The organism is Roseateles sp. (genome assembly GCF_036404855.1).
Classification (GTDB): Bacteria; Pseudomonadota; Gammaproteobacteria; order Burkholderiales; family Burkholderiaceae_C; genus Pelomonas.
Genome location: NZ_DASWYS010000350.1, coordinates 1 through 21803, shown reverse-complemented (window position 1 = coordinate 21803; position 21803 = coordinate 1). Strand labels below are relative to the sequence as shown.

General features: G+C 68.8%; 25 protein-coding genes, 1 tRNA gene and 2 pseudogenes. 9 read left to right on the top strand and 19 right to left on the bottom strand.

Going from position 1 to position 21803, the window contains the following annotated elements:
- Positions 1 to 167: 167 nt before the first annotated feature.
- The 3 genes and pseudogenes from VGF12_RS23325 to VGF12_RS23315 all read right to left on the bottom strand — a co-directional run bounded on the left by VGF12_RS23325 (position 168) and on the right by VGF12_RS23315 (position 1213).
- Positions 168 to 692, bottom strand: a complete 525-nt coding sequence (locus tag VGF12_RS23325) for a hypothetical protein (RefSeq protein ID WP_331178436.1) — start codon at positions 690 to 692, stop codon at positions 168 to 170.
- A 20-nt stretch (positions 693 to 712) separates the two neighbouring features.
- Positions 713 to 1051, bottom strand: a pseudogene (locus VGF12_RS23320) (transposase domain-containing protein); the annotation flags it as partial.
- Positions 1052 to 1137: 86 nt separating this feature from the next.
- Positions 1138 to 1213, bottom strand: a tRNA-Arg gene (locus tag VGF12_RS23315).
- A 128-nt stretch (positions 1214 to 1341) separates the two neighbouring features.
- Between VGF12_RS23315 and VGF12_RS23310 the strand changes: the two genes are divergently transcribed.
- Positions 1342 to 1881 (top strand): c-type cytochrome, encoded by a 540-nt coding sequence (locus VGF12_RS23310; protein ID WP_331178434.1) that lies wholly within the window; start codon positions 1342 to 1344, stop codon positions 1879 to 1881.
- 67 nt (positions 1882 to 1948) lie between these two features.
- On the opposite strand, the gene VGF12_RS23305 is transcribed toward VGF12_RS23310, so the two are convergent.
- Genes VGF12_RS23305 through VGF12_RS23295 form a run of 3 tightly spaced genes read right to left on the bottom strand, consistent with a single transcriptional unit; the run spans position 1949 to position 3907 of the window.
- Positions 1949 to 2464, bottom strand: a complete 516-nt coding sequence (locus VGF12_RS23305) for a DUF2946 family protein (RefSeq protein WP_331178433.1) — start codon at positions 2462 to 2464, stop codon at positions 1949 to 1951.
- Positions 2457 to 3440: a YheT family hydrolase gene (locus VGF12_RS23300; RefSeq protein WP_331178432.1), complete on the bottom strand. Its 984-nt coding sequence runs from the start codon at positions 3438 to 3440 to the stop codon at positions 2457 to 2459. The genes VGF12_RS23305 and VGF12_RS23300 overlap by 8 nt, the downstream gene beginning before the upstream one ends.
- Positions 3441 to 3451: 11 nt before the next feature.
- Positions 3452 to 3907 carry a YybH family protein gene (locus VGF12_RS23295; RefSeq protein WP_331178431.1) on the bottom strand — a complete coding sequence of 152 codons (456 nt, stop codon included), beginning with the start codon at positions 3905 to 3907 and terminating at the stop codon, positions 3452 to 3454.
- 51 nt (positions 3908 to 3958) lie between these two features.
- On the opposite strand from VGF12_RS23295, the gene VGF12_RS23290 reads away from it, so the two are divergent.
- Positions 3959 to 5905 carry a hypothetical protein gene (locus VGF12_RS23290; protein WP_331178430.1) on the top strand — a complete coding sequence of 649 codons (1947 nt, stop codon included), beginning with the start codon at positions 3959 to 3961 and terminating at the stop codon, positions 5903 to 5905.
- On the opposite strand, the gene VGF12_RS23285 is transcribed toward VGF12_RS23290, so the two are convergent.
- The 7 genes from VGF12_RS23285 to VGF12_RS23255 form a co-directional block, all read right to left on the bottom strand.
- Positions 5902 to 6117 carry a zinc-finger domain-containing protein gene (locus tag VGF12_RS23285; RefSeq protein WP_331178429.1) on the bottom strand — a complete coding sequence of 72 codons (216 nt, stop codon included), beginning with the start codon at positions 6115 to 6117 and terminating at the stop codon, positions 5902 to 5904. The genes VGF12_RS23290 and VGF12_RS23285 overlap by 4 nt on opposite strands.
- Before the next feature lie 20 nt (positions 6118 to 6137).
- The gene (locus VGF12_RS23280; protein WP_331178428.1) at positions 6138 to 7070 is read right to left on the bottom strand and encodes a branched-chain amino acid transaminase; all 933 of its coding nucleotides are present in this window, start codon (positions 7068 to 7070) and stop codon (positions 6138 to 6140) included.
- A gap of 37 nt (positions 7071 to 7107) precedes the next feature.
- Positions 7108 to 7485 carry a hypothetical protein gene (locus VGF12_RS23275; RefSeq protein ID WP_331178427.1) on the bottom strand — a complete coding sequence of 126 codons (378 nt, stop codon included), beginning with the start codon at positions 7483 to 7485 and terminating at the stop codon, positions 7108 to 7110.
- On the bottom strand, positions 7482 to 7829 hold the full coding sequence (locus tag VGF12_RS23270; RefSeq protein WP_331178426.1) for an antibiotic biosynthesis monooxygenase: 348 nt from the start codon (positions 7827 to 7829) through the stop codon (positions 7482 to 7484). Before VGF12_RS23270 ends, VGF12_RS23275 begins: the two co-directional genes overlap by 4 nt.
- Positions 7830 to 7851: 22 nt before the next feature.
- Positions 7852 to 8283 (bottom strand): hypothetical protein, encoded by a 432-nt coding sequence (locus tag VGF12_RS23265; RefSeq protein WP_331178425.1) that lies wholly within the window; start codon positions 8281 to 8283, stop codon positions 7852 to 7854.
- Positions 8284 to 8358: 75 nt separating this feature from the next.
- The gene (radA, locus tag VGF12_RS23260) at positions 8359 to 9723 is read right to left on the bottom strand and encodes a DNA repair protein RadA (RefSeq protein WP_331178424.1); all 1365 of its coding nucleotides are present in this window, start codon (positions 9721 to 9723) and stop codon (positions 8359 to 8361) included.
- Positions 9723 to 10898: an MFS transporter gene (locus tag VGF12_RS23255; RefSeq protein WP_331178423.1), complete on the bottom strand. Its 1176-nt coding sequence runs from the start codon at positions 10896 to 10898 to the stop codon at positions 9723 to 9725. The genes radA and VGF12_RS23255 overlap by 1 nt, the downstream gene beginning before the upstream one ends.
- A gap of 115 nt (positions 10899 to 11013) precedes the next feature.
- On the opposite strand from VGF12_RS23255, the gene VGF12_RS23250 reads away from it, so the two are divergent.
- Positions 11014 to 11643 carry a LysE family transporter gene (locus tag VGF12_RS23250; protein WP_331178422.1) on the top strand — a complete coding sequence of 210 codons (630 nt, stop codon included), beginning with the start codon at positions 11014 to 11016 and terminating at the stop codon, positions 11641 to 11643.
- 68 nt (positions 11644 to 11711) lie between these two features.
- Positions 11712 to 12584, top strand: coding sequence for a DMT family transporter (locus VGF12_RS23245; protein ID WP_331178421.1), 873 nt, complete (start codon positions 11712 to 11714; stop codon positions 12582 to 12584).
- Here VGF12_RS23245 and VGF12_RS23240 read toward each other — a convergent pair.
- Positions 12581 to 13276, bottom strand: a complete 696-nt coding sequence (locus VGF12_RS23240) for a class I SAM-dependent methyltransferase (RefSeq protein ID WP_331178420.1) — start codon at positions 13274 to 13276, stop codon at positions 12581 to 12583. The genes VGF12_RS23245 and VGF12_RS23240 overlap by 4 nt on opposite strands.
- A 286-nt stretch (positions 13277 to 13562) precedes the next feature.
- On the opposite strand from VGF12_RS23240, the gene VGF12_RS23235 reads away from it, so the two are divergent.
- Positions 13563 to 14882 carry a hypothetical protein gene (locus VGF12_RS23235; RefSeq protein WP_331178419.1) on the top strand — a complete coding sequence of 440 codons (1320 nt, stop codon included), beginning with the start codon at positions 13563 to 13565 and terminating at the stop codon, positions 14880 to 14882.
- 3 nt (positions 14883 to 14885) lie between these two features.
- Here the strand turns inward: VGF12_RS23235 and arfB are convergent, their stop codons facing one another.
- Genes arfB through alr form a run of 3 tightly spaced genes read right to left on the bottom strand, consistent with a single transcriptional unit; the run spans position 14886 to position 16694 of the window.
- On the bottom strand, positions 14886 to 15290 hold the full coding sequence (gene arfB / locus VGF12_RS23230) for an alternative ribosome rescue aminoacyl-tRNA hydrolase ArfB (protein ID WP_331178418.1): 405 nt from the start codon (positions 15288 to 15290) through the stop codon (positions 14886 to 14888).
- Between the two features lie 2 nt (positions 15291 to 15292).
- Positions 15293 to 15553: a GlsB/YeaQ/YmgE family stress response membrane protein gene (locus VGF12_RS23225; RefSeq protein WP_331178417.1), complete on the bottom strand. Its 261-nt coding sequence runs from the start codon at positions 15551 to 15553 to the stop codon at positions 15293 to 15295.
- 40 nt (positions 15554 to 15593) lie between these two features.
- A complete protein-coding gene (gene alr / locus VGF12_RS23220) occupies positions 15594 to 16694 on the bottom strand; it encodes an alanine racemase (RefSeq protein WP_331178416.1) in 1101 nt (366 codons plus the stop codon).
- A gap of 119 nt (positions 16695 to 16813) precedes the next feature.
- Here alr and lplT point away from each other — a divergent pair, with 119 nt between their 5' ends.
- Positions 16814 to 18103: a lysophospholipid transporter LplT gene (gene lplT / locus VGF12_RS23215; RefSeq protein ID WP_331178415.1), complete on the top strand. Its 1290-nt coding sequence runs from the start codon at positions 16814 to 16816 to the stop codon at positions 18101 to 18103.
- Between the two features lie 104 nt (positions 18104 to 18207).
- On the opposite strand, the gene VGF12_RS23210 is transcribed toward lplT, so the two are convergent.
- Positions 18208 to 19170 (bottom strand): hypothetical protein, encoded by a 963-nt coding sequence (locus VGF12_RS23210; protein ID WP_331178414.1) that lies wholly within the window; start codon positions 19168 to 19170, stop codon positions 18208 to 18210.
- A gap of 165 nt (positions 19171 to 19335) precedes the next feature.
- Between VGF12_RS23210 and VGF12_RS23205 the strand changes: the two genes are divergently transcribed.
- Positions 19336 to 19827 (top strand): glutathione peroxidase, encoded by a 492-nt coding sequence (locus tag VGF12_RS23205; protein ID WP_331178413.1) that lies wholly within the window; start codon positions 19336 to 19338, stop codon positions 19825 to 19827.
- Between the two features lie 3 nt (positions 19828 to 19830).
- Here the strand turns inward: VGF12_RS23205 and VGF12_RS23200 are convergent, their stop codons facing one another.
- On the bottom strand, positions 19831 to 20481 hold the full coding sequence (locus VGF12_RS23200) for a Crp/Fnr family transcriptional regulator (protein WP_331178412.1): 651 nt from the start codon (positions 20479 to 20481) through the stop codon (positions 19831 to 19833).
- 56 nt (positions 20482 to 20537) lie between these two features.
- Here VGF12_RS23200 and VGF12_RS23195 point away from each other — a divergent pair, with 56 nt between their 5' ends.
- Together VGF12_RS23195 and VGF12_RS23190 are read left to right on the top strand one after the other, a co-directional pair.
- Positions 20538 to 21659 (top strand): DUF2332 domain-containing protein, encoded by a 1122-nt coding sequence (locus VGF12_RS23195; RefSeq protein WP_331178411.1) that lies wholly within the window; start codon positions 20538 to 20540, stop codon positions 21657 to 21659.
- A 27-nt stretch (positions 21660 to 21686) separates the two neighbouring features.
- Positions 21687 to 21803, top strand: a pseudogene (locus tag VGF12_RS23190) (aromatic amino acid aminotransferase); the annotation flags it as partial.

The following is a 21803-nucleotide window of genomic DNA, read 5'->3' as shown; positions in this document are numbered from 1 at the left end:
CGAGCTCATCCAGTCGTACTCCTCCACTAGGCACAACTCCCAGTCGGGCGGGATATTTCTCCGGGCTAGCTCAGCGATGGACGTCGCCAGCGGCTCGATGTCGCTCTTTCGGTAGGGGAGGTCCTTCGTAATAGTCCGACGAACACCCCTGCGTGGCGCCGCGTCGATCAGACGTCGACGAGATGCCGGAGCAGTCCGAAGGCGACTCGCCACTTCTGCCCGTCGCAGTCCAGTGTGGCGGTGTGTTGATTGACGCGAACGATCAGGCCAACGCGGTGCTGCAGATTCGTGTCGGTGAAGGTCACACGGTTGCCGACGCGGAAGTCGGCACGACCGGCGATCTCCGGTGGCGGACGCGGCTTGTCAGGTTTGACCTCCGCCGCTGGAGCCGAGTCACTCCCGGCCGATGTCGCGCCAGGCTCGGCGACGATCGCCCCGTAGTGCACCTTGAAGGGCTTGCTGTAGGCCGCGTCATGGATGGCCACATGGTCCCCGTGCATGCCGACGACGCGTCCCGAGTGCAGCTTCCCGTCTGCCCACTGCAGGTACTGAACCTGCTGGCCGGTATGCAGCTGCGCGCGTGCCTGGACGAGGCGTCTTGGGTCGGCCAGCAGTTGCTCGATGACCCAGCTGAGCTGGTACAGCTCGGCGCTGCTCGCCATGGGCAGCTCTTCGATCAGTTTGATGCGCATGGGCACATTCTGCCGATGCCCTACCGCCCTTGCGCTAAGGCTGCCAGCGGCATGTCCTTCGCGCTGGCCTCGTCCGCCCATTGGGCCGCAACCACCCACGGCAGCAACTCGTCGATGCGGTTGCTGGGGTGGTCGGCGATGCGCTCCAGGACGTGGCGCAGGTAGCGCTGCGGGTTGATCCCGTTGAGTTTGGCCGTGCCCAGCAGCGTGTACATCACCGCCGCCGTGTGGCCTCCCGCGTCCGATCCGACGTGCAGATAGTTCTTGCGACCGATCGCGACGCCGCGCAGGGCGCGCTCAGCAGTGTTGTTGTGCGCGTCGATGCGTCCGTCGCCGACGAAGTTCGTCAGCGCCGTCCAGCCCACTTGGTGTTGCTCAGCTAGTGAGATAACTAGCGGCCCAATAGGAAAAGCCATGCAAGTCAGGGACTTGCATGGCTTCTGTTTGGCGCGCCCGGTTGGGATCGAACCAACAACCCCTGCCTTCGGAGGGCAGTACTCTATCCATTGAGCTACGGGCGCGAAGCCTTGCATTCTAGCAGCGGGGTTCCCATGAGGCGGGGCGCCCCCCGGGGCTGCCTATAATTCACAGGTTTTGTGCCCCGCCAGGCGGGCACCGAAGTGACGACAAGGACCAACAAGAGGAATCCATGAGCGCCAGCCACGATCACGACCACGACGACGCCCACACCGGCCCGATCAAGACCCCGAAGCAGCTTGCCTGGGCCGTGCTGTTCGCCTTCGTGGTGCCAGTGATCGTCATCATCCTGCTGGCCAACTACGTCACCACCGAGCACAAGCCGGCAGCCGGCACCGGCGCCTTCGACGCCCAGGCTGTTGCTTCGCGCATCGCGCCGGTGGGCCATGTGGAGGTCAAGGACGCCAACGATGCCGGCGCCATGAAGACGGGCGAGCAGGTCTTCCAGGCCCAGTGCTCGGCCTGCCATGCGACCGGCGCCGCCGGCGCGCCGAAGCTCGGCGATGCGGCGGCTTGGGGTCCGCGCATCAAGACCGGCTTTGATGCACTGGTGCATTCGGCGCTGAAGGGCAAGGGCAACATGGGCCCGCAGGGCGGTGGCGACTTCAGCGACTTCGAGATCGGCCGTGCCGTGGTCTACCTGGCCAACAACGGTGGCGCGAAGTTCGACGAACCCAAGATGCCGGCTCCGGCTGCTTCGGCCGCGCAGTGACCTGCGGTGTTTGATGGATGCAAGGGCTGCTTCGGCAGCCCTTGTCGTTTCTGGCCCCAGGAAGGACTCAGGGCTGCGGGTGGCGCACGAAACCGAAGCGCTGAGTCAAGTCACTGGAGTGCACGTCCTGTGGCGACCAGCGGCCCTGTTCGACGGCGTCGGCCGCCAGGCTCATGTCGGCCGTGTGCACCAGGCCAGGACCGAGATCCGCGAGCAGATAGAGGCGGCCGGCCTCGTCGAGCCAGCTCGACTGCACGGTGGCCGAGATGCCTGTGTGGGTCAGCACGCGGCCATCCGGCTGCAGGCGCCAGATCCAGGGCGTGGCCTCCAGTTCCACGTAGACACGCTGCGGGCCGTTCTGGAAAAACCAGCAGCCGGCCTCGTCGGCCGCGTAGTTGCGTTCGATGAAGGCGCGCAGCTTGTCGTGATCGATGCGGCTGCCCTTGACCACGGGGAAGGGGCCGGCGTGCTGGATGCGCTCGTCGCGCATGTACCAGTCGCCGCGCGCGTCCAACGCCAGCCAGCCGTAGCAGTGCGGCACGTTGGGCCACTTCTTCAGTGCGGCTTGGACGATCTCATCCATGGCGGGATTCCCGACCTTGTCTCCAGAGCCAGTCGCAGACCTGCTCTGGCATGGACAGCAGGTGGCCCGGCAGGCGCCCAGCGGGGAAGCCGACATGGCCCCCGTCGCCGGGTTGCCAGAGCGTCACGTGGTGACCCACTTCGGCGGAATGCGGCAGGCTTCGGCCAGGCACGAAGGGATCGTTGAGCGCGTTCAGCACGAGGGCCGGGATGCGGATGCGGTGCAGGTGTGGCTTGGCGGCGGCGCGGCTCCAGTAATCCTCGGTGTTCCGGAAGCCGTGCAGCGGTGCGGTGAAGAGGTTGTCGAACTCGTAGATCGTCGTCGCGCGCCTCAAGCGGTCGCCATCGAAGAGGCCAGGATGCTGCTGCAGCTTGCGCAGCGCCTTGGGGATCATGGTACGCAGGAAGCGGCGCGCGTAGACCTGCTTGTTGAAGCCGCGGTCGATGGCCGCCCCGGCCGCGGCCAGGTCGATGGGCGAGCAGACTGAGCAGACGGATTGCGCGACATGTGCGGCGCTGCTGCCGGCTTCCTCGGCCCAGCGCATCAGTGCATTGCCGCCCAGCGACACGCCCGCGACCATCAGCGGTGCACCGTGCCGCTCGCGCAGGCGTTGCAGGATCCAACCGACTTCTTCGTAGTCGCCCGAGTGGTAGGCGCGCGGGCCGCGGTTCAACTCGCCAGAACAGCCGCGGAAATGCGGCAGCGCCATGGCCCAGCCGCGCGCGCGGGCGGCGCTGGCGAAGGCGACGCTGGAGTGGCTGGTGCGGTCGCCCTCCAGGCCATGGAAGAGCACGAACAGCGGGGCGCCCGCTGGTGATCCGGCCAGGAAGTCGACGTCGATGAAGTCGCCATCGGGGGTGTCCCAGCGCTCGCGCGTCCAGCTCGGGGCCTGACCGTCGTGCTGACGGCTGAAGAGGGCGGGCCAGATGGTCTGGGCGTGACCACCGGGTAGCCAGCGGGGGGCGCGGTACTGCATGCGCCTGACTCCTAATGCAGGGTGCCGGCGTCCGCGACGAGCTCCTGGACGTCGCCGGCGCTGCCGGGGCTTGCATGGTGCAGCACGAGGCGCCAGCCAAGTGCCGTCTTCAGGTAAACATTGGTTGCGATGACCCAGGCCGTCGGTGCGGTGGCCTTGTCCTCGGCATGCAACTGAACGCGCTCCAGCACGTGGTGGATGGCGCAGTCGCCGCTGTGCAGGCGGCGTACCCGCTCGGGGTGGACGTGGACCGCGCCGCGCTGAAACACCGCTTCGAAAGCGGCGCGGATGGCGATCAGGCCGACGATGCGCGGGCCGCCCGGGTGCACGCAGGCGATCTCCTCATCATCCGCCCACAGGGCCATCAGGTGGTCCAGGTCGGCGTGCTGCAGGGCCTCGTAGAACTGGGCCTCGGTGTCGTCGGGCGAGGCCAGCAGGGCGGCGGTCTGTGCGGTGGAACGGGGCATGACTGGATTGTAGGAAGGCGCCCGCCCGGGCTGCCGCAAAATCCGCCGCCTATGGCCTTGCTGAAAATCCTGGCACCGCTGTGCCTGAGCCTGTTGATGGTCGCCTGCGGCGGTGGCGGTGGCGGCGATGCCGCGCCGGCGCCGGACCCGGTCACCGTGCCACCCCTGGGCGCGCAGTGCCTCAGTGGTTCCGTCGCGCGTCTGGCGCTGCCGGCTCCGGCCGGTGCGGGGCGCAATCAGGAACTGGCCCTGCTGGCATGTCCGGGCGCGCAACTGGATGCCGTTCGGTGGCGCCAGACCGAGGGTGCCGCGCTGGCGCTCGGCTCGGCCCGCTCGCAGGCCCTCAGCGTCGCGCCGGCCGTTGCGGGCCGCTACGTCTTCGGCGTGGACTTCACCGACGCCAGGGGCACGAGCTACACCGGCCAGGCCGAGCTGAGCGCCGCCGCCCCGGAAGGGGCGACGATGGTGGTGCGCGGCGAACCTTCGGTGTGGTCGGGCGGCCAGACCTCGCTGCGTGCCTGGGTGGATGGCCTGGCCGTGGCCGACTACCCGCTCGCACAATTGCGCTGGAGCCGCGTCGACGGCCCCGACGTGGCGCTGGGTGACACCAGCCAATGGCGCGTGATCTTCACGGCACCGGCCGTCAGCCAGGACTCTGTGCTGCGCCTGCGCGCCGAGGCCACGCTCGCCGACGGACGCCGCTTCAGCCAGGAATTCAGCCTGCTCGTGCAGGTCGCGCCCAAGCCTGCGGCGACACCGCTGTTTGGGGCTGGCAACCTGTCCTCGCGCGTCTATCCCTACGTGACCGACGGTCCGCACGCGGCGGCGCTGCGCGACTGCATCTTCACGCCCGCGTTGAGCAGCGCCACGCTTTGCACGGTGGGCCGACTGCCGCTGCTGGGCACGCAGACGCGTGGAGAGCTCCCCAGCGTGGAGCAGGTGATGGCGCGCGTGCTGGTGTCCAACGACTGGATGGGGCAGCGCTTCGAGGCCTTCTTGCGCGAACAGGACCAGAACGGTGACTTCCGCCGCCTGCTCAACGCCACCACGGCCATCGTCATCGGCGGCCGAGTGCGGCCGGCCTTCTACTGGAGCGCCACCGGTGCCATCTACCTGGACGCCGACTACCTGTGGCAGACGGCCGCAGAGCGCGACAGCGTCAGCGAGGCGCCCGACCCGCGCAGCGACTTTGGCAGCGACCTTGCCTACAGGATGCTGTGGCGCTACGTGCAGGGCAACCAGTCGGCCGGCGGGCGCAGCGACGTGCTGGCGCGCGCCTCACGGGACAGTGCCGCGCTGATCCCGACGCTGGGGCGCCTGCTCTACCACGAGCTGACCCATGCCAACGATTTCGTGCCGCCGCGCCTGCATCTGCTTCTCAACACGGGCTTGCGTGTCTATGAGGCCACGCCGTCGAACACGGCGTCCGACCAGTTGCGCATTCAGCTGCCGTTCTACTCTCAGCAAATGGTGGACCTGGGGCGGGTGCAGTTCTTTGGCGCGGCATCCACGGCCGCCCAGCGCGGCTACCAGCCGGCCGACGTTGCCGGCTTCTTCAGCACCGATCGCACCACTGACGGCTACAGCTATTCCTGGCCCGTCGGCCAGAGCGTGCCCCGCGAGGACGCTGCCATGCTGGTGGAAGAGGCGCTGATGCAGCTGCGCCATGGCCTGCTGCGCGACGTGGCGGTCACGCCGCAACTGCTTGGCGGGTCGAGCGCGGACCTGACCGTCACCTGGGGCCGGCGCGGCCGCGTGGGCGACGTGGCCATCAAGCCGCGCGTGGCCCTGGTGCTGGCTCAGACCATGCCCTGGCTGCCCGCCAGCTTCACCGATGGCCTGGCCGCGCCCATGCCGCTGCGTGCCGGCCTGAGCTGGGGCCAGAATCTCGACCAGGGCGCGCTGGCGCTGGGCGTGGCGCGGCCGCTGTCGGCCGCTGAGCGCGCGCTGGAGGCCGACCTGGATGCTCAGCGTCGCGCCGCGCGGATGGCGCGTTAGTGTCCGCCGCCGAGGACTTCCCCAGCCTTGAGCTTGTAGGCCGTGCCGCAGTAGGGGCACTGGCCCTGGCCGCCGTGGGTCAGGTCGATGAAGACCTTGGGGTGGTTGCTCCACAGCGCCATCTTGGGGTTGGGGCAGAAGACGGTGCCGTTGTCGTTGCAGTCCTTGGCTGTCACTTCGACGGTGGCGGCGGGGGCTTGGGAGGTGCTCATGGTGTTGTTCTGTTGAAGCTTCAGACGGCGGTCAGCCACTCGGCGTACTTGGGATTGCGGCCATTGACGATGTCGAAGAAGGCCGCCTGGATCTTCTCGGTGATGGGGCCGCGCGATCCGCTGCCGATCTCGATGCGGTCCAGCTCGCGGATGGGCGTCACCTCGGCGGCGGTGCCGGTGAAGAAGGCCTCGTCGCAGATGTAGACCTCGTCGCGGGTGATGCGCTTCTCGACCAGCTTCAGGCCCAGGTCCTGGCAGATCGCGAAGATGGTGTTGCGGGTGATGCCATTGAGCGCGCCGGCCGACAGGTCGGGCGTGTAGACCACGCCGCCCTTGACGACGAACAGGTTTTCGCCCGCCCCCTCGGAGACGAAGCCGGAGGCGTCCAGCAGCAGGGCCTCGTCGTAGCCTTCGTCAGTGGCTTCCATGTTGGCCAGGATGGAGTTGGTGTAGTTGGACACCGTCTTGGCCTGCGTCATGGTGATGTTGACGTGGTGGCGGGTGTAGGAGCTGGTCTTGACGCGGATGCCGCGCTTCATGCCTTCCTCGCCCAGGTAGGCGCCCCAGCTCCAGGCGGCCACCATCAGGTGCACCTGGTTGCCCTTGGGACTGACGCCCAGCTTCTCGGAGCCGATCCAGACCAGCGGGCGCAGGTACGCGCTCTTCAGGTCGTTGGCCTTGATGACGGCGCGCTGGGCCTCGTTGACCTGCTCTTGCGAGAAGGGGATCTTCATGCGCAGGATCTTGGCGCTGTTGAACAGGCGCTGGGTGTGCTCCTGCAGGCGGAAGATGGCCGTGCCCTTGACGGTGTCGTAGGCGCGCACGCCTTCAAAGGCGCCGCAGCCGTAGTGCAGCGTGTGGGTCAGTACGTGGATCTTGGCGTCGCGCCAGTCGACGAGCTCGCCGTCCATCCAGATCTTGCCGTCGCGGTCGTGCAGGGGAGCGGGAACCATCGGGTACTCCAGGGGCTGAAATGGAAAGTCGCTGATTTTACGAAGCCTGCCCGGCCCGGATCAGCCGCCACTCGGCGAGTTTGCCTTTCCTCAGCACCACCTCGATCGCGTCGCCACCCGCGTCGCGCCAGACAAAGGTCTCGGGCGCCTGCTTGACGCCGAGGCTGCCGGCCAGCCCGATCAGGTCGGCCAGCTTCATGCCCACATGCAGCTTGGCGGCCAGCATGACGGCATTGCCCACCGAGCCCATGGGTGCCGCGCCGGCCACCTTCATGACGCGCATCAGTCGTGACATCTGCAGCAGGAGCCAGAAGACCACGCCCGTCATCGCGAAGATGACGCCCTGCCAGCCCAGCAACACGCCGCCGGCGATCAGGCCCGCCAGCGCCAGTCCGACGCCCACCCACGGATTCATGCTTGCGGATCCTGGCTGCCGTCCTCGCGCGTCCAGGCGTAGGCGCGCTCGACCCTGGCCACGCGCAGCGTGTAGTGCTGGTACCAGTCGCTGCGGCCGGTGTCTCGGGCAATCTTGTGTTCGGCGTTGCGGCGCCAGGCGGCGATGTCCTCGGGACTGCGCCAGTAGGAGACCGTGATGCCCAGGCCGTCCCCACTGCGGGCGCTCTCCACGCCCAAGTAGCCGGGCTGCTCGACCGCCAGGGTCACCATGCGGTCGGCCATGTCGCCATAGCCGGCGTCAACCGACGTGCGCTGGCTGGTGAAGATGACGGCGTAGTAGGGGGGCTGGGGCAGGGCGCTCATGACGCGCATCCTGCCACGACCGCTAGCTGGGGACTTTGAGCAGCACGCAGCGCACCCACTGGCCGGATTCCAGCGCCGCCTGGTGGCTGCTCAGAAACTGCTCGGCGGTGGAGTTGCGCGCCGTGAAGCACAGGCCGTGCAGGATGCCCATGCGCGGCACGGGACGTGACCACTTGCGCTCGACGACGCCGTTGAACCAGGACACCTGTTCGTCATGGCAGTCCATGTCGGAGCGGCCCAGCAGCAGCACGACCTCGTAGCGCGAATCGGCCAGCGGCTCGGTGGCGCTGGTCAGCACCTGCAGGCCGCCGTCGCTCATGTTCAGCACCAGGCCAGCCGGGCCCTGGCTGAACTGCACCGGCTTGAACACCCAGCCCGGCAGGGATTCGGCGTCGTGCTGGGCGGCGAGAAAGTCGGTACGGACGTACTGCCTGAGGTCGGCGGGATCGGACATGAAGGTTCCTCCGGTGCGAGGCGCCATCCTAAGCAGAGTTGCTGCTCGCGTGCACCATGAAAACCTGGGCTCGGGTCAGACCAGGCCGCGCAGCACTTCGATGGCCTGTTCGACCCGCTCGACGGCATGAAGGGTCAGGCCCTCGATGGGCTTCTTGGGCGCGTTCGCCTTGGGCACGATGGCCACGCTGAAGCCCAGCTTGGCTGCTTCCTTCAGCCGCTCCTGGCCGCGCGGCGCAGGGCGCACCTCGCCGGCCAGGCCCACCTCGCCGAAGGCAATGAAGCCGCGCGGCAAGGCCTTGCCGCGCAGGCTGCTCTGGATGGCCAGCATCACGGCCAGGTCGGCCGCAGGCTCGCTGATGCGCACCCCGCCCACCGCGTTGATGAACACGTCCTGGTCACCGGTGGCCACGCCCGCGTGGCGGTGCAGCACGGCCAGCAGCATCGCCAGGCGGTCGCGGTCGAGTCCCACCGACAGCCGCCGCGGGCTGACACCGCCGCTGTCTACCAGCGCCTGCAGCTCCACCAGCATGGGCCGCGTCCCCTCCAACGTGACCAGCACGCAGGACCCCGGGACCGGCTCAGCGTGGGTGGACAAGAAGATGGCGCTCGGGTTGGCCACGCCTTTCAAGCCCTTCTCCGTCATCGCGAACACCCCGATCTCGTTGACGGCGCCAAAGCGGTTCTTGATGGCACGCACCAGGCGGAAGCTGGAATGCGTGTCGCCCTCGAAATACAGCACCGTGTCGACGATGTGCTCCAACACGCGCGGGCCGGCCAGCGCGCCCTCTTTGGTCACATGGCCCACCAGCACCATCGCGCAGCCGCGCGCCTTGGCCGTGCGTGTCAGCTGCGCCGCGCATTCGCGCACCTGGGCCACCGAGCCAGGCGCGGACGAAAGCTGTTCGGAGTACAGCGTCTGGATGGAATCGATGACGCAGAAGTCCGGTGCCTCGGCCTCGATGGTGGCGAGGATCTTCTCCAGGCCGATCTCGGCCAGCACCCGCACCTTGTCGCCGGCCAGACCCAGGCGGCGCGAGCGCATCGCCACCTGGGCACCGCTTTCCTCGCCGGTGACATAGAGGACCTTGACCGTCTGCGACAGCGACTCCACCGCCTGCAGCAGCAGCGTGGACTTGCCGATGCCCGGGTCGCCGCCGATCAGCACGACGCCGCCAGCGACGATGCCACCGCCCAGCACGCGGTCCAGTTCCTCCTGGCCGGTGGGCGTGCGCTCGAAGTCGCTCGCCTCGATTTCGGACAGTGTCGCCACCGGCTGGCTGCGAGCCAGCGACTGGTAGCGGTTCTTGCCGCCGCCCGCGGGCTCCGCGGCACTCTCGGTCAACGTGTTCCAGGCGCCGCAGTGCGGACATTTGCCCAGCCATTTGGCGTTGCTGCCGCCGCACTCGGTGCAGGTGTAAATGCTTTTGCTCGTCGCCATCAGCGCATTGTCGAGGCAGGGCGTACCCAGCCTGTCAGCAGTAGCGCGGCGGCGAGGGCACAGCCGGCCGAGAAGCCGAAGGCGGCGGTCGCCGAGATGCCCTCCCACAGCCAGCCGAACAGCAGTGATGCCGGCAGCAGCATGGCGCCCATGGTCAGGTTCAGCCAGCCGAAGGCCGTGCCGCGCTGTTCGGGCGGCGTCAGGTCGGCCAGCAGTGCACGCTCGACGCCCTCGGTCGCCGCCATGAAGACGCCATAGACGCCGAACAGCAGATAGAGCCGCCAGCCCGGCTCGGCCCAGGTCGCCATGCCAGCGTAGAAGGCCGCGTAGGCCACGTAGCCGGCGACCAGCAGGCGCACGCGGCCAATGCGGTCCGACAGGCCGCCCAGCGGCACGGCGAACAGGGCTGCCACACCTGAGACGGCCGCCCACAGCAGTGGCACCTGGGCCTCCGCCACCCCCAGCTCCTTGGCGCGCAGCAGCAGGAACATGTTGCTGGAATTGCCCAGCGTGAACAGTGCGACGACGACAAGGTAGCGGCGCAGCGGCGGCGGCAGGGCCGCCAGCGTCCAGCTGAAGCTCGGCGGCGACGCAGCCGGCGGCGGGGCTTCGCGGACGGCCAGCGTCAGGCCGAGGCAGACCAAGCCGGGAATGATCGCCCAGACGAAGACCTGACCCAGCGGCACGCCGGCACCCAGCAGTGCCCAGGCGAGCAGCGGGCCGATCACGGCGCCGGCGTTGTCCATCGCGCGATGCAGGCCGAACGCCAGGCCGCGCTGGCCGGGCGAGATGTTGGCGGCCAGCAGCGCGTCCCGCGGCGCGGCGCGTACGGCCTTGGCGACGCGATCTGCCAAGCGCAAGGCCAGCAGCAGCGGCCAGCCGGTCACCAGGGCGATCAGCGGTCGTGCCAGGCCGGCCAGACCGTAGCCGCAGACGACCCAGGGCTTGCTGCGCCCGCTGCGGTCGACCATGACGCCGGCCCACAGCTTGAGCAGGCTGGACAGCGCCTCGGCCACACCCTCGATGAGGCCCAGCACTCGGGGGCCGGCCATCAGCACGCCGCTCAGGTAAAGCGGCACGAGCGGATAGACCAGCTCGCTGGCGCTGTCGTTGACGAGGCTGATCAGGCCGAGCAGCCAGACGCTGCGCGGCAGCGAGGTAAGTGCCCTGAGCATCCGGAAATCTTATGGCTTGCAGCCAGACCTCGAATGAAGCGAGTCGCTCTGGCGCCCACTGACGGCGCGCATGGGAAACTTCGGCCCTCGCGGTCATGAGGCGGAGCTGCCGGTCATGGATTTTTCGGTGTGGTTGGCGTTCTTCGCGGCATCCTGGGCGATCAGCCTGTCCCCGGGTGCGGGTGCGGTCGCAGCGATGAGTGCCGGACTGAGCCATGGCTTCAGGCGTGGCTATTTCATGACCTTCGGACTCATCATCGGCATCCTGACGCAGGTCGTCCTCGTCGGTGCAGGCCTCGGCGCGCTGATCGCGGCCTCATCGCTGGGCTTCGCCTTCGTCAAGTGGGCCGGCGTGGCCTACCTCGTCTACCTCGGCGTGCAGCAGTGGCGTGCGCCGGCCAGGCCCATGGTGGCGGCCGAGGACGGCGCGTCGCAGGTCACGCGCCTGCAACTGGTGCTGCGCGGCTGGGGCATTAACGCGGTCAACCCCAAGGGCACGGTCTTCCTGTTGGCTGTCGTGCCGCAGTTTCTCGACCTGCACGCGCCACTGGGTCCGCAATACCTCGTCATCGGCGGCACGCTGGCCTTCACCGATCTGGTCGTCATGGCCGGCTACACGGCCCTGGCGGCTCGCGTGTTGGCGGCGCTCAAGAGCGAAAGCCACATCAAGTCGCTGAACCGCGTGTTCGGCACGTTGTTCGTCGCCGCTGGAGTCTTGTTGGCGACCTTCAAGCGCGCTGCCTGAGAGCTCGTCCGTCGCACGCCCTGTTCTTCGTGCCGCTGCGGCGGCCAGTCCCTGTCCATCTTCCGACCTTGATCTCCGCTCGCTGGCTGTTCTGGGGCCCGACCTTGATTTGGGCCAGCACCTGGCACGTCATCCTGTACCAGTTGGACAGTGGCGTGCCGGTTCTCAACTCCGTTGCCTGGCGCTTCGCGCTGGCCGCCGTGCTGCTGGGGGTTCTGGCGCGCTGGCAGCAGGCATCCCTGAGGCTGCCACTGTCTGCCCATGGCTGGATGCTGGCCACCGGCATCGTGCAGTACAGCGGCAACTACCTGTCGGTCTACGAGGCGGAGCGCCACATTCCCTCGGGGCTGGTCGCGGTGCTGTTCTGCCTGATGGTCTACGGCAATGCGCTGTCGGGGCAGCTCTTCTTCGGCCAACGGGTCACGCGGCGCTTCTTGGCCGCGGCCAGCGGCGGGGTGCTGGGCGTGGTGCTGATCTTCTGGCCCGAGATCGCTGCGACCGGCGCCCGGCCTACGGCCGCCCTCGGCCTGGGGTTGGGGCTGCTTGCGGTGGTGGCCGCCTGCGTGGGCAACGTGCTGACGCTGACGTTGACGCGCCGCGGCCTGCCGCTGGTGCCGGTGCTGGCCTGGAGCATGGGCTATGGCGCCGCCTTTCTCGTCACGCTGTCGCTGGCCAGCGGCGAGGGGCTGCATTTCGACGCGCGCGCGCCCTACGTGTTGAGCCTGCTCTACCTGGCCGTGGCCGGCTCGGTGATTGCCTTCGTGCTGTATTTCAAGCTGGCGCAGGCCCAGGGGCCGGCGCGGGCGGCGCTGACGGGTGTCGTGATCCCGGTCATCGCGCTGGTGATCTCGGCGCTGTTCGAGGGCTGGCAGGTGACGCCGCTGGCCGTGAGCGGCATGGCGCTGTGCCTGGCCAGCCTCTTTGCGGCGAGCCGGCCTTAGGCCCGGGGCCTGGCAAGCAGCCGGCTGTCCGCCGGCCGGTTCGAATAGACCCGGATGCCGTTGCCCCATTGGTCCGGATAGTCGCGCATGGGCGTGAAGCCATGCTCGACGACGATGCCGTGGCACTTGGGGGTGTTGTAGATGATGAGGGCTTCCCGATCCGGATCGAGCTGGCGCCGCAGCTGCGCCATGACCTGGCGCATGACCTCGTCAGGGAATGGGTTGTAAAAGTAGAAGACGTTGTAGCGACCGTAGGCGTCGAAATCGACTGCATTGGCGTTGAAGACCTGGGCATTGCGCTTGCCCAGCCGCTCGAAGTTGGCGCTGGCGATCGCCGCCAGTTGTGCCGAGATCTCGACGCCGTCGACGCGGGCGAATGGGAAGTCCAGCATGGTGCGCATGGCGCTGCCCTTGGCGCAGCCAATGTCCAGCACGGCGTCGTGATGCTGAATGTCCAGGTCGATCAGCAGGTGGCTCAGGTACTTGTTGCCGGACGGCGAGCCGCGATGGACGACGTTCTCGTCGAATCCCAGCTCGCGGGGTTGGGTGACCCTCAGGAAATCGAGCCCTGCGCGCTCGTCGGTCCAGATGTTCAGCCGGCGTTTGACAGCCTGCTGCAGGGACGGATAGCCCTTGCTGCGGGCGAACAGCATCAGGCAGAGGGTGGTGAGCAGGGTTTGGAAAGCTGGCATGGCGTCAGTCGTTGCTCGCTGCGTTGTGAGCAGGCGGCGAGTCTGCGGGATCCCCGCGATCAGCGCATCGGTGAAGTTCGGGATGGCCTCGCAGGGCGCACCATTGCATCGCATCCCTGTGACAGGTCCAGGAGGGCTTGTGACAGGGTGCTGATCGGCCCGTGAGCAGCGCGGCCCCCGGACTTGCACCCGCTCGCGCCCATTTCGTCGCCTCGGGCCAGGACCCGTCGCATCGCCGTCGCGTCAGCAGCATGGGCGCCCTAGCATGCCCCGCAAGGAGGAAGGCATGCTGAGAACGTCATTGTTGTGGGTCGGTTTGTTGAGTTGGGTGCCCGTGGCCGGGGCGTCGGGGCTGGCGGTGGAGCGGCTGGACCTGGGTGAAGGCCCGGGCGAGCAGGCCTACAACCTGCAGGAACTGGGCGATCAGCGGGTGTTTGCCCGCTCGGCGGCGGATTTCAAGCAGGCCCGCATCTACGTCCAGCGCCGTGTGGACGGGCAGTGGCGGCCCGGTCAGCCGCTGCACCTTGGCGACTCGCGCCGGCGTGACTCCGATCCGCATCTGAGCGCGAGCGGACGGGTGCTCACCTTTATTTCAAGCCAGCCTGGGCCTGACGGGCGCGAGCATGCCGATCCGGATCTGTACGAGTCGCGCTGGCAGGATGGCCGTTGGAGTCCGCCGCAGCGTCTGCCCGAGGCGTGGCAGAGCCCGGCCTACGAGCTTGGCCCGGAGCGCTACGGCGACACGGTCTACCTGGCTTCAAGCCGGCCCGGCGGGCCGGGCACGCTGTCCGTCTACCGGGTTCAGGGGGATGCGGCGCCTCAGCCCTTGCCGGCACCGGTCAATGACGGTGGCCAGAACAGTGACTTCACCCTGAGCCCGGACGGCCGTTACGCGTTGTGGTGGAGCGACCGTGCCGGCGCAGAGGGTGGCGGGGGCGACATCTACCTGGCCGAGCGGCTGGGTGAGGGCTATGGCCCGGCCCTGCGCCTGCCGGCGCCGGTCAACGGGCCAGGGTTCGAGTTCGCCCCCTCCATCAGCGCCGACGGCCAATGGCTCTACTTCGCGTCCACGCGGGGGGACGCCAATGGCTTGTCGCATGTCTACCGGGTCTCCTGGCCCCAGGTGCTGGAGCAGATGGGGCCGGCGGCCACGGCGCACAGCCAGGCAGCGCTGGAGCGGGCCGTGAGTGCCCTGTGGCGGGCCATCGGGCATGCGCCCGGCCAGGCGTCGGACATCCAGACCCTTCAGCGCCTGCTCCACGCGGAAGCCCGGGTGTTCGGCCAGTCGCTCAAGGCCAGCAGCCTCCAGGTTTGGAGTGCCTCCGCCGGGCAGTTCCTGGTCGAGATGGCCCGGCCTTCGGAGGAGGGATTGCACGAATGCGAGATCGACCGCCAGCAGCGACGTTTCGGAGGGCATGCGCAGGTCTACAGCGTGGTCCAGTCCCGCAGCGACCCGGCGCAGCCGGTGCCTGCCTACACGGGCGTGAACAGCGCGCAATGGCAACTGGGGCCGCAGGGCTGGCAACTGCTCAGCCTGCACTACGCGCTGGAGAGCCCGGGCCTGAGCCTGCCGCCGTCGTCGCCGGGCGCCACCTGCCTGGGCTGAGGATCAGTCCAGTACGCGGCCCCGGCCCGCCTTGACACCGCTGCGCCGTGACTTGCCTTCGAGCCGGCGTTGCTGCGAGCCGTAGGTCGGTTTGGTGGCCCGCCGCGCCTTGGGCACATGGGCGGCGGTCTGCACCAGCTCGATCAGCCGCGCGATGGCGTCGGCGCGGTTGCGCTCCAGGCTGCGCGAGTCCTGTGCCTTGATGATGACGACGCCCTCGGCCGTGATGCGTTGATCCGGCCAGGCCAGCAGCCGCGCCTTGACGTCCTCGGGCAGGCTGGACGCGCGGATGTCGAAGCGAAGGTGGACAGCGTTGGACACCTTGTTGACGTTCTGCCCGCCGGGGCCGCTGGCGCGGATGGCGCTGAAGTCGAGTTCGGCCTCCAGCGGATACCAGCGCAGCGCCATGCTCAGGCGGAGCCGCCTGGCCCGCGCAGCTTGCCGACGATGAAGAGCAGCACGACGGCACCCAACACCGAGGCGATCCAGCCCGCGCCTTCGCCGGGCAGATACCAGCCCATCTGCTGGCCCACCAGGCTGGCCAGGAAGCTGCCGGCGACGCCCAGCACGCAGGTCAGGATCCAGCCCATCTTCTGTTCGCCTGGCATCACGAAGCGGGCCAAAGCACCGACGATGAGTCCGACGATGAGGGTGCCGAGCAGTTGCAGCATGGCGGGTTCTCCTTCAGTGACGCGGGTGGGAGGAAGAGATTCAGGCGGTGCTGACCGGCACCCGCGGCGCGACGGCGCACATCAGCTCGTAGCCGATGGTGCCGGCCGCCTGGGCCACTTCGTCAATGGGCAGGCGCACACCGTGAGGGCCTTCGCCCCAGAGCGTGACCTCGCTGCCAAAGCCGCTGGCCGGCAGCGCGCTCAGGTCCACGGCCAGCATGTCCATGGACACGCGGCCCAGCGTGCGCGTGCGCCGGCCGTCCACCAGCACCGGTGTGCCGGTGGGTGCGTGGCGCGGATAACCGTCGGCGTAGCCGCAGGCGACGATGCCCACGCGGGTGGCCTGCTCGGCGGTGAAGGCGCTGCCGTAGCCGACGGTCTCGCCGGGCTGCATCTGCTGCACGCCGATGATCCTGGAGCGCAGCGTCATTGCGGGGCGCAGGTCCCAGTGGGAAGCGTCGTGTTCGGGGTAGTCCGGCACGCCGCCGTAGCTCATGATGCCGGCACGCACCCAGTCCTGGGCCGTGCGGGCCGGATGGCGCAGCGTCGCCGCGCTGTTGGCGATGCTGCGCTCGCCGGACAGTCCCTCGGTCGCAGCTTCGAACGCGGCGAGCTGGTGGGCGATGCCGTCCACGCCCTGTCGCATGGCATCAGCGTCCGAGAAGTGTGTCATCAGCCCGATTTCGTCCACCTGCGGCAGCGCCTCCAGCCGCGCGTAGGCGGCGCGGAAGGCGGCCGGCGTGAAGCCCAGGCGGTTCATGCCGGAGTTGAGCTTCAGGAACACGCGGTGCGGTTCGTGCGTCTTGTGCATGGCCAGCCAGTCGATCTGTTCCGCGCAGTGCACGGCGTGCCAGAGCTTGAGGCGCGAGCACAGCTCCAGGTCGCGCGGCTCGAAAACGCCCTCCAGCAGCAGGATGGGGCCGCGCCAGTCCAGCGCCCGCAGGCGCTCGGCCTCGGCCAGGTCCAGCAGCGCGAAGCCGTCGGCGGCGCGCAGGCCCTCGAAGGCGCGTTCGATGCCGTGGCCGTAGGCGTTGGCCTTGACGACGGCCCAGACACGGGCATTGGGCGCTTGCGCGCGGGCGCGGGCCAGGTTGTGGGCCAGGGCCTCGGTATGGATCAGGGCTTCGATGGGACGCGGCATGGCGTCATTTTGCGCGCGCCAGGACGCACGGCGTCCAGAAGGGTACGCGTGCTATAAACCCGCGCCGCACCCGTTTATCGGCCAACAAGCAGAGACAGTTCAGGATTGCGCCCCGCCCGATGAAACGCGGCTTCTACACCATCATGTCGGCGCAGTTCTTCAGCTCGCTGGCTGATAACGCGCTGTTCGTCGCCGCTGTCGAGCTGCTTCGCTCCTCCGGCTCCCCCGAATGGCAGCGCGCCGCGCTGGTGCCGATGTTCGCGCTGTTCTATGTCGTGCTCGCGCCCTTCGTCGGGGCCTTTGCCGACGCGGTGCCCAAGGGCAAGGTCATGTTCTACGCCAACGGCATCAAGGTGGCGGGCTGCCTGATGATGCTGTTCGGCGCGCACCCGTTGGCGGCCTACGCCATCGTCGGCTTGGGTGCGGCGGCGTACTCGCCAGCGAAGTACGGCATCCTGACCGAGCTGCTGCCGCCCTCGCAGCTCGTCAAGGCGAATGGTTGGATCGAGGGCCTGACCATCGTGTCCATCATCCTCGGCGTGTTGCTTGGCGGCCAATTGGTCGGCGATCGCGTCTCCCATGTGCTGCTTCAGTTCGACCTACCGCTGATCGATACTGGCGTCGACACGCCTTCCGAGGCCGCCATTGCCAGCCTCATCGGCCTGTATGTGCTGGCGGCGCTGTTCAATCTGCGCATTCCGCGCACGTCCGCGCCGCTACAGCCGTTCGCGCACAGCATCATCGGCCTGGTGCGCGACTTCTCCGCTTGCAACAGCAAGCTCTGGCAGGACAAGCTGGGCCAGATCTCGCTGGCGACCACGACGCTGTTCTGGGGTGTCAGCGGCAACCTGCGCTACATCGTGCTGGCCTGGGCCGCCGCGGCGCTGGGCTATGGCACGACGCAGGCGTCCTCGCTGGTCGGTGTCGTCGCCATCGGCACGGCGGTCGGCGCGATCGTCGCATCGTTGTACTGCCGGCTCGACCGTGCCACGTCGGTCATTCCACTGGGCATCGTGATGGGCCTGCTGGTCATCTTCATGAACCTCATCCACAACGTGTGGGTGGCGGCGCCCTTCCTGATCCTGCTGGGGGGCATCGGCGGCTATCTGGTGGTGCCGATGAACGCGCTGCTGCAGCATCGCGGCCACAACCTGATGGGTGCCGGGCGCAGCATCGCAGTGCAGAATTTCAACGAGCAGGCCTGCATCCTGGGCCTGGGCGCCTTCTACACGGCCATGACGCGCTTCGGCCTGTCGGCCTTCGGCGCGATCACGATCTTCGGCGTCGTCGTTGCCGGAACGATGTGGTGGATCCGGCGCTGGCACCAGCGCAATCTCGTCGAGCACCGGGAAGAGGTGGAGCACCTGCTGGACCTGGCCCGGACGGACCATCTGCCTCAAGACAGGTAGCCCGCCGTCCACCCGCCGCGGCCTCCGGGCACCCTCAGCGCCCCGGCGAAGCGAGGCCACGGCAGTCGCCGCATGAGCGGCCGGGCACCGCCCGGCCTGTCAGTTCAGTTCTGGCTGCTGGAGCCGCGTCCCTTGCGGCCGGTGGGCGCCGGGATCAAGTGACGGCCTTCCAGCACCATCTCGATGTGCTCGCTCCAGGCGCGCGCGATCTTGAAGCAGCCGCTGTGGTTGAGATGGATCTCGTTGTGCCAGTCCCCGCTGATGCCGGTGGAGCCGGGAGCGGCCAGGGCCAGCGGCACGGTCGTGGAGTCGAAGACGAAGAGGCCGGGGAACGCCTCCTTGTCGGCCGCCATGTCCTTGAGCAGCTGTGCCAGGTGGAAGACCATCAGCCGGCTGACCGCGGCCCAGTCGGCGCTTGGCACGCCATAGGCCTTCAGGGCCGGGTAGAGCCAGGGACCGCTGGCGCCCAGGTCGTCGCCACCCTCGGCACCGGCTGGGCGCGGCATGGGCACCGCATAGCAGTGCATGAAGACGGGCTTGCCCGCCGACGGCCCCTGGTCGCGCAGGCTGAGCAGATGCTTGACGTTGGCGCGCAGGTAGGCGCTGTAGGTGGCCCAGCCGGGCTCCGAGAAGTAGCGCGCCACGCCGGCCGAGGGCGGGCCCCATTCGGTCTGGCGGCGCAGCAGGCGCAGCTCCAGCGGAATCGAATCGCCGTTCCAGTCCTGCGCCGGCGTGCGCGCAGCGGCGATCAGGTCATTGCCGCCGACGGACAGCAGCACGCCGTCCCAGGCTGCGGCATCGGGGCCGGCCAGCAGGCGGACGAAGTCCGGAGCGGATTCCAGGTCCACCATGTGCGAGAGCGCATTGACCGTGCCGGAACAGTTGACGGCCGCCGTGCTGGCCTTGAAGACCAGCTCTTGCAGCAGGTTGGCATGGGCGTTGAGCTTGGCGCGCGCGTTCGAGAACCACGAGTCCCCCTGGGCCAGCAACTTCCAGCGGAAGCTGCCGAGGTCGGGCGGGGAGCTGCCGGCCAGGTCGGCCGGGGTGAAGCAAGCCAGGTGATCCATGAACGTGGGGTATCCGAAGTTGCTGACCGGGCAGCGCGCCCCCATGGGGCTCGCGCTTCGCAAGTTCGCGCGATTGGAAGGCCAGCCGCGCGCCGGGCGCCATGCTACAAACCCTCGGGGCGCCCCGGGGGTTAGCATAGTGGTCGTCTTCTAGGGAGGACTTGCATGAGCGAGAGCATCTTCGACTTCCGGGCCGTGTCCATCCGCGGTGAGCCGGCCGACCTGGCCTCGCAGCGCGGCAAGGTGCTGCTGATCGTCAACACGGCCAGCGAATGTGGCTTCACGCCCCAGTTCAAGGGCCTGGAGCAGCTCTGGGAGGACTACGGGCCCAAGGGGCTGGTGGTCATCGGCTTCCCGAGCAACGAGTTCGGCGGGCAGGACCCGGGCAGCAACGATCAGATCGCCAGCTTCTGCGAGCTGAATTACGGTGTCAGCTTCCCGATGATGGAGAAAGTCAAGGTCAACGGCGCCGAGGCCCACCCGCTGTGGAAGTTCCTGAAGAGCGAGAAGCCCGGCTTCCTTGGCACCGAGGGCATCAAGTGGAACTTCACCAAGTTCCTCGTTGGCCGCGACGGCCAGGTGATCAAACGCTATGCGCCCAACGACGCACCGGAGAAGCTGCGCGGCGACATCGAAGCGGCGCTGAAAGAGGCCTGATCCTCACCCGCGCAGCCACAGCCGCCCGCGGCCCGGGCGCAGGCGTCCCTCGGCCCGCGCGGCCTGCAACAGCTCGTTGACCGTCTGCCGGGAGAGATGGGCCAGCCGGGCCAGCTCGGTCTGCGTGGCCGCCACCTCGATCCAGCCCGCGTCATCGGGCCGGCCGCGTTCGCGCGCCAACTGGGCCAGGGCCAGGGCGAAGCGCTCTGCCGCGCCTTGGTGGCGGGCCGCCTGCAGCAGGCGCAGCGTGCCGTCGTAGCGGCGCGCGAACTCGGCCAGCAGGGCGCGGGCGAACCCCGGCACCTCGTCCATCAGCCGCGTGTACGGCTCGCGGCCGAACACCAGCACCTCGCTGGTGCCGCGCGCCACGGCCTCGTACTCCGCAGGCTGCCCGGCTGCGAAGGCCGCCAGCCCGAACAACCGTGGCGGCCCCACGTTCTCGATCACCGACACCGTGCCGTCCGCGCCGGTGAAGCGGGTCTCGATTTCGCCGGCTGCCACCGCGTAGAACGCTGCCGTCCGCTGGCCCTGCACGAACAGGCTGCGTCCGCCCGCCAGCCGGCGGCGCACGATGGTGGCGGCAATCTCGGCCGGCACCACGACGCCGGGGAAATGGGCCTCGAACACGCGTTGCAGGGCAGGAATCTCGAGCATGGCGCATTGTCGGATGGCCGACACAAGGTGGGCGACCACCTGCCTATGCTGGTCGCATGCCAAACGCTGAACTGTCCGAATTGCTGCGCCGCTTCGGGCGCGATGAATGCACCCACGAACCCCTCTACGCCGTGCTGTGCGGCATGGCCGCCGACGACGACGGGGCGCTGGCCCTGCTGGCCGAGGCGCCGCCCGAGCAGCGCAAGGTCAACCTGCTGCTGGCCGCCCTGCACGAACGCGTACTGGCGGGCGCCGCTCCCGAGCTGGCGGCCTATTACCGCAGCGCCGGGGGCCACCGCGAGCCCGACTCGGGCCTCGTCCCGGCACTGGCAGCCTGCCTGGCGCGGGAATGGCCGGTGCTGGTGCAGCAACTGCGCCACGGCGCGACGCAGACCAACGAGATCGCGCGCGGCGCGGCCATTTGGCCCGCCCTGGGGGATGCGGCGCAGGCGACCGGCGCCCGCGACCTGGCCCTGCTGGACTTCGGCTGCAGCGCCGGCCTCAATCTCGCCGTGGACCACTATGCGCTGTGCTACCGCGATGCGCAGGGGACCCGGCACAAGCGCGGCCCGGCCCCTGACGGCCAGCGGGCCGAGATCGAATCGCTGTGGCTGGGCGGCGCGCCCCTCCCTGCAGCCGGTTGGCGGATCGTCTCCCGTCGCGGCCTGGATCCGGCGCCGGTCGAGCTGGCCGACCCCGCGCGGCTGCGCTGGCTGCAAGCTTGCCTGTGGCCCCACGATGGCGCGCGCCGCGAGCGTCTGGCGCGCGCGGCCGCCCAGCTCCGGTCGCTGCCGCTCGTGCTGACGCGCTCGGGCGACTGCATCGCCGCCATAGAGCCCTGGCTGCAAGGCCTGTCCGCGGGCGTGCAGCCCGTGCTGCTGACGAGCTGGGTGCTGTACTACCTGTCCGGTGCCGAGCTCGCGCGGCTGCGGGCCACCGTCGACGACCTGTGCCGCAGATACGGGTTGGTGTGGATTTGCGGGGAACTGCCGGCCCTGAGTCGCCAAGAAGGCGCGCCGCCGCCGCTGCCGGAGCTGCCCCCGGGCGAGGTCGCCGCGTCGGCCACGCTGTGGACGTTGCGCCGGGCTGGCGCCGAGGGGATGGCCGAGCGGGTTCTGGGGTGGTCACACCCGCATGGACGCTGGGTGGCTTGGTGCGGTGCAGCAGGCCCGGGATAATCGGGCCCATCTCATCGGAGCCCATTCATGTTCGAGCATGTCGACGCCTACGCTGGCGATCCCATCCTGAGCCTCAACGAGGCCTTCCAGAAAGACCCGCGCGACGGCAAGATCAACCTGTCCATCGGCATCTATTTCGATGAC

Excerpts from the sequence above, each read along its gene's own strand:
- VGF12_RS23325 (WP_331178436.1), bottom strand. The coding sequence starts at position 692 with ATGCGCATCAAACTGATCGAAGAGCTGCCCATGGCGAGCAGCGCCGAG.
- VGF12_RS23310 (WP_331178434.1), top strand. The coding sequence starts at position 1,342 with ATGAGCGCCAGCCACGATCACGACCACGACGACGCCCACACCGGCCCG.
- VGF12_RS23305 (WP_331178433.1), bottom strand. The coding sequence starts at position 2,464 with ATGGATGAGATCGTCCAAGCCGCACTGAAGAAGTGGCCCAACGTGCCG.
- VGF12_RS23300 (WP_331178432.1), bottom strand. The coding sequence starts at position 3,440 with ATGCAGTACCGCGCCCCCCGCTGGCTACCCGGTGGTCACGCCCAGACC.
- VGF12_RS23295 (WP_331178431.1), bottom strand. The coding sequence starts at position 3,907 with ATGCCCCGTTCCACCGCACAGACCGCCGCCCTGCTGGCCTCGCCCGAC.
- VGF12_RS23290 (WP_331178430.1), top strand. The coding sequence starts at position 3,959 with ATGGCCTTGCTGAAAATCCTGGCACCGCTGTGCCTGAGCCTGTTGATG.
- VGF12_RS23285 (WP_331178429.1), bottom strand. The coding sequence starts at position 6,117 with ATGAGCACCTCCCAAGCCCCCGCCGCCACCGTCGAAGTGACAGCCAAG.
- VGF12_RS23280 (WP_331178428.1), bottom strand. The coding sequence starts at position 7,070 with ATGGTTCCCGCTCCCCTGCACGACCGCGACGGCAAGATCTGGATGGAC.
- VGF12_RS23275 (WP_331178427.1), bottom strand. The coding sequence starts at position 7,485 with ATGAATCCGTGGGTGGGCGTCGGACTGGCGCTGGCGGGCCTGATCGCC.
- VGF12_RS23270 (WP_331178426.1), bottom strand. The coding sequence starts at position 7,829 with ATGAGCGCCCTGCCCCAGCCCCCCTACTACGCCGTCATCTTCACCAGC.
- VGF12_RS23265 (WP_331178425.1), bottom strand. The coding sequence starts at position 8,283 with ATGTCCGATCCCGCCGACCTCAGGCAGTACGTCCGTACCGACTTTCTC.
- radA (WP_331178424.1), bottom strand. The coding sequence starts at position 9,723 with ATGGCGACGAGCAAAAGCATTTACACCTGCACCGAGTGCGGCGGCAGC.
- VGF12_RS23255 (WP_331178423.1), bottom strand. The coding sequence starts at position 10,898 with ATGCTCAGGGCACTTACCTCGCTGCCGCGCAGCGTCTGGCTGCTCGGC.
- VGF12_RS23250 (WP_331178422.1), top strand. The coding sequence starts at position 11,014 with ATGGATTTTTCGGTGTGGTTGGCGTTCTTCGCGGCATCCTGGGCGATC.
- VGF12_RS23240 (WP_331178420.1), bottom strand. The coding sequence starts at position 13,276 with ATGCCAGCTTTCCAAACCCTGCTCACCACCCTCTGCCTGATGCTGTTC.
- VGF12_RS23235 (WP_331178419.1), top strand. The coding sequence starts at position 13,563 with ATGCTGAGAACGTCATTGTTGTGGGTCGGTTTGTTGAGTTGGGTGCCC.
- arfB (WP_331178418.1), bottom strand. The coding sequence starts at position 15,290 with ATGGCGCTGCGCTGGTATCCGCTGGAGGCCGAACTCGACTTCAGCGCC.
- VGF12_RS23225 (WP_331178417.1), bottom strand. The coding sequence starts at position 15,553 with ATGCTGCAACTGCTCGGCACCCTCATCGTCGGACTCATCGTCGGTGCT.
- alr (WP_331178416.1), bottom strand. The coding sequence starts at position 16,694 with ATGCCGCGTCCCATCGAAGCCCTGATCCATACCGAGGCCCTGGCCCAC.
- lplT (WP_331178415.1), top strand. The coding sequence starts at position 16,814 with ATGAAACGCGGCTTCTACACCATCATGTCGGCGCAGTTCTTCAGCTCG.
- VGF12_RS23210 (WP_331178414.1), bottom strand. The coding sequence starts at position 19,170 with ATGGATCACCTGGCTTGCTTCACCCCGGCCGACCTGGCCGGCAGCTCC.
- VGF12_RS23205 (WP_331178413.1), top strand. The coding sequence starts at position 19,336 with ATGAGCGAGAGCATCTTCGACTTCCGGGCCGTGTCCATCCGCGGTGAG.
- VGF12_RS23200 (WP_331178412.1), bottom strand. The coding sequence starts at position 20,481 with ATGCTCGAGATTCCTGCCCTGCAACGCGTGTTCGAGGCCCATTTCCCC.
- VGF12_RS23195 (WP_331178411.1), top strand. The coding sequence starts at position 20,538 with ATGCCAAACGCTGAACTGTCCGAATTGCTGCGCCGCTTCGGGCGCGAT.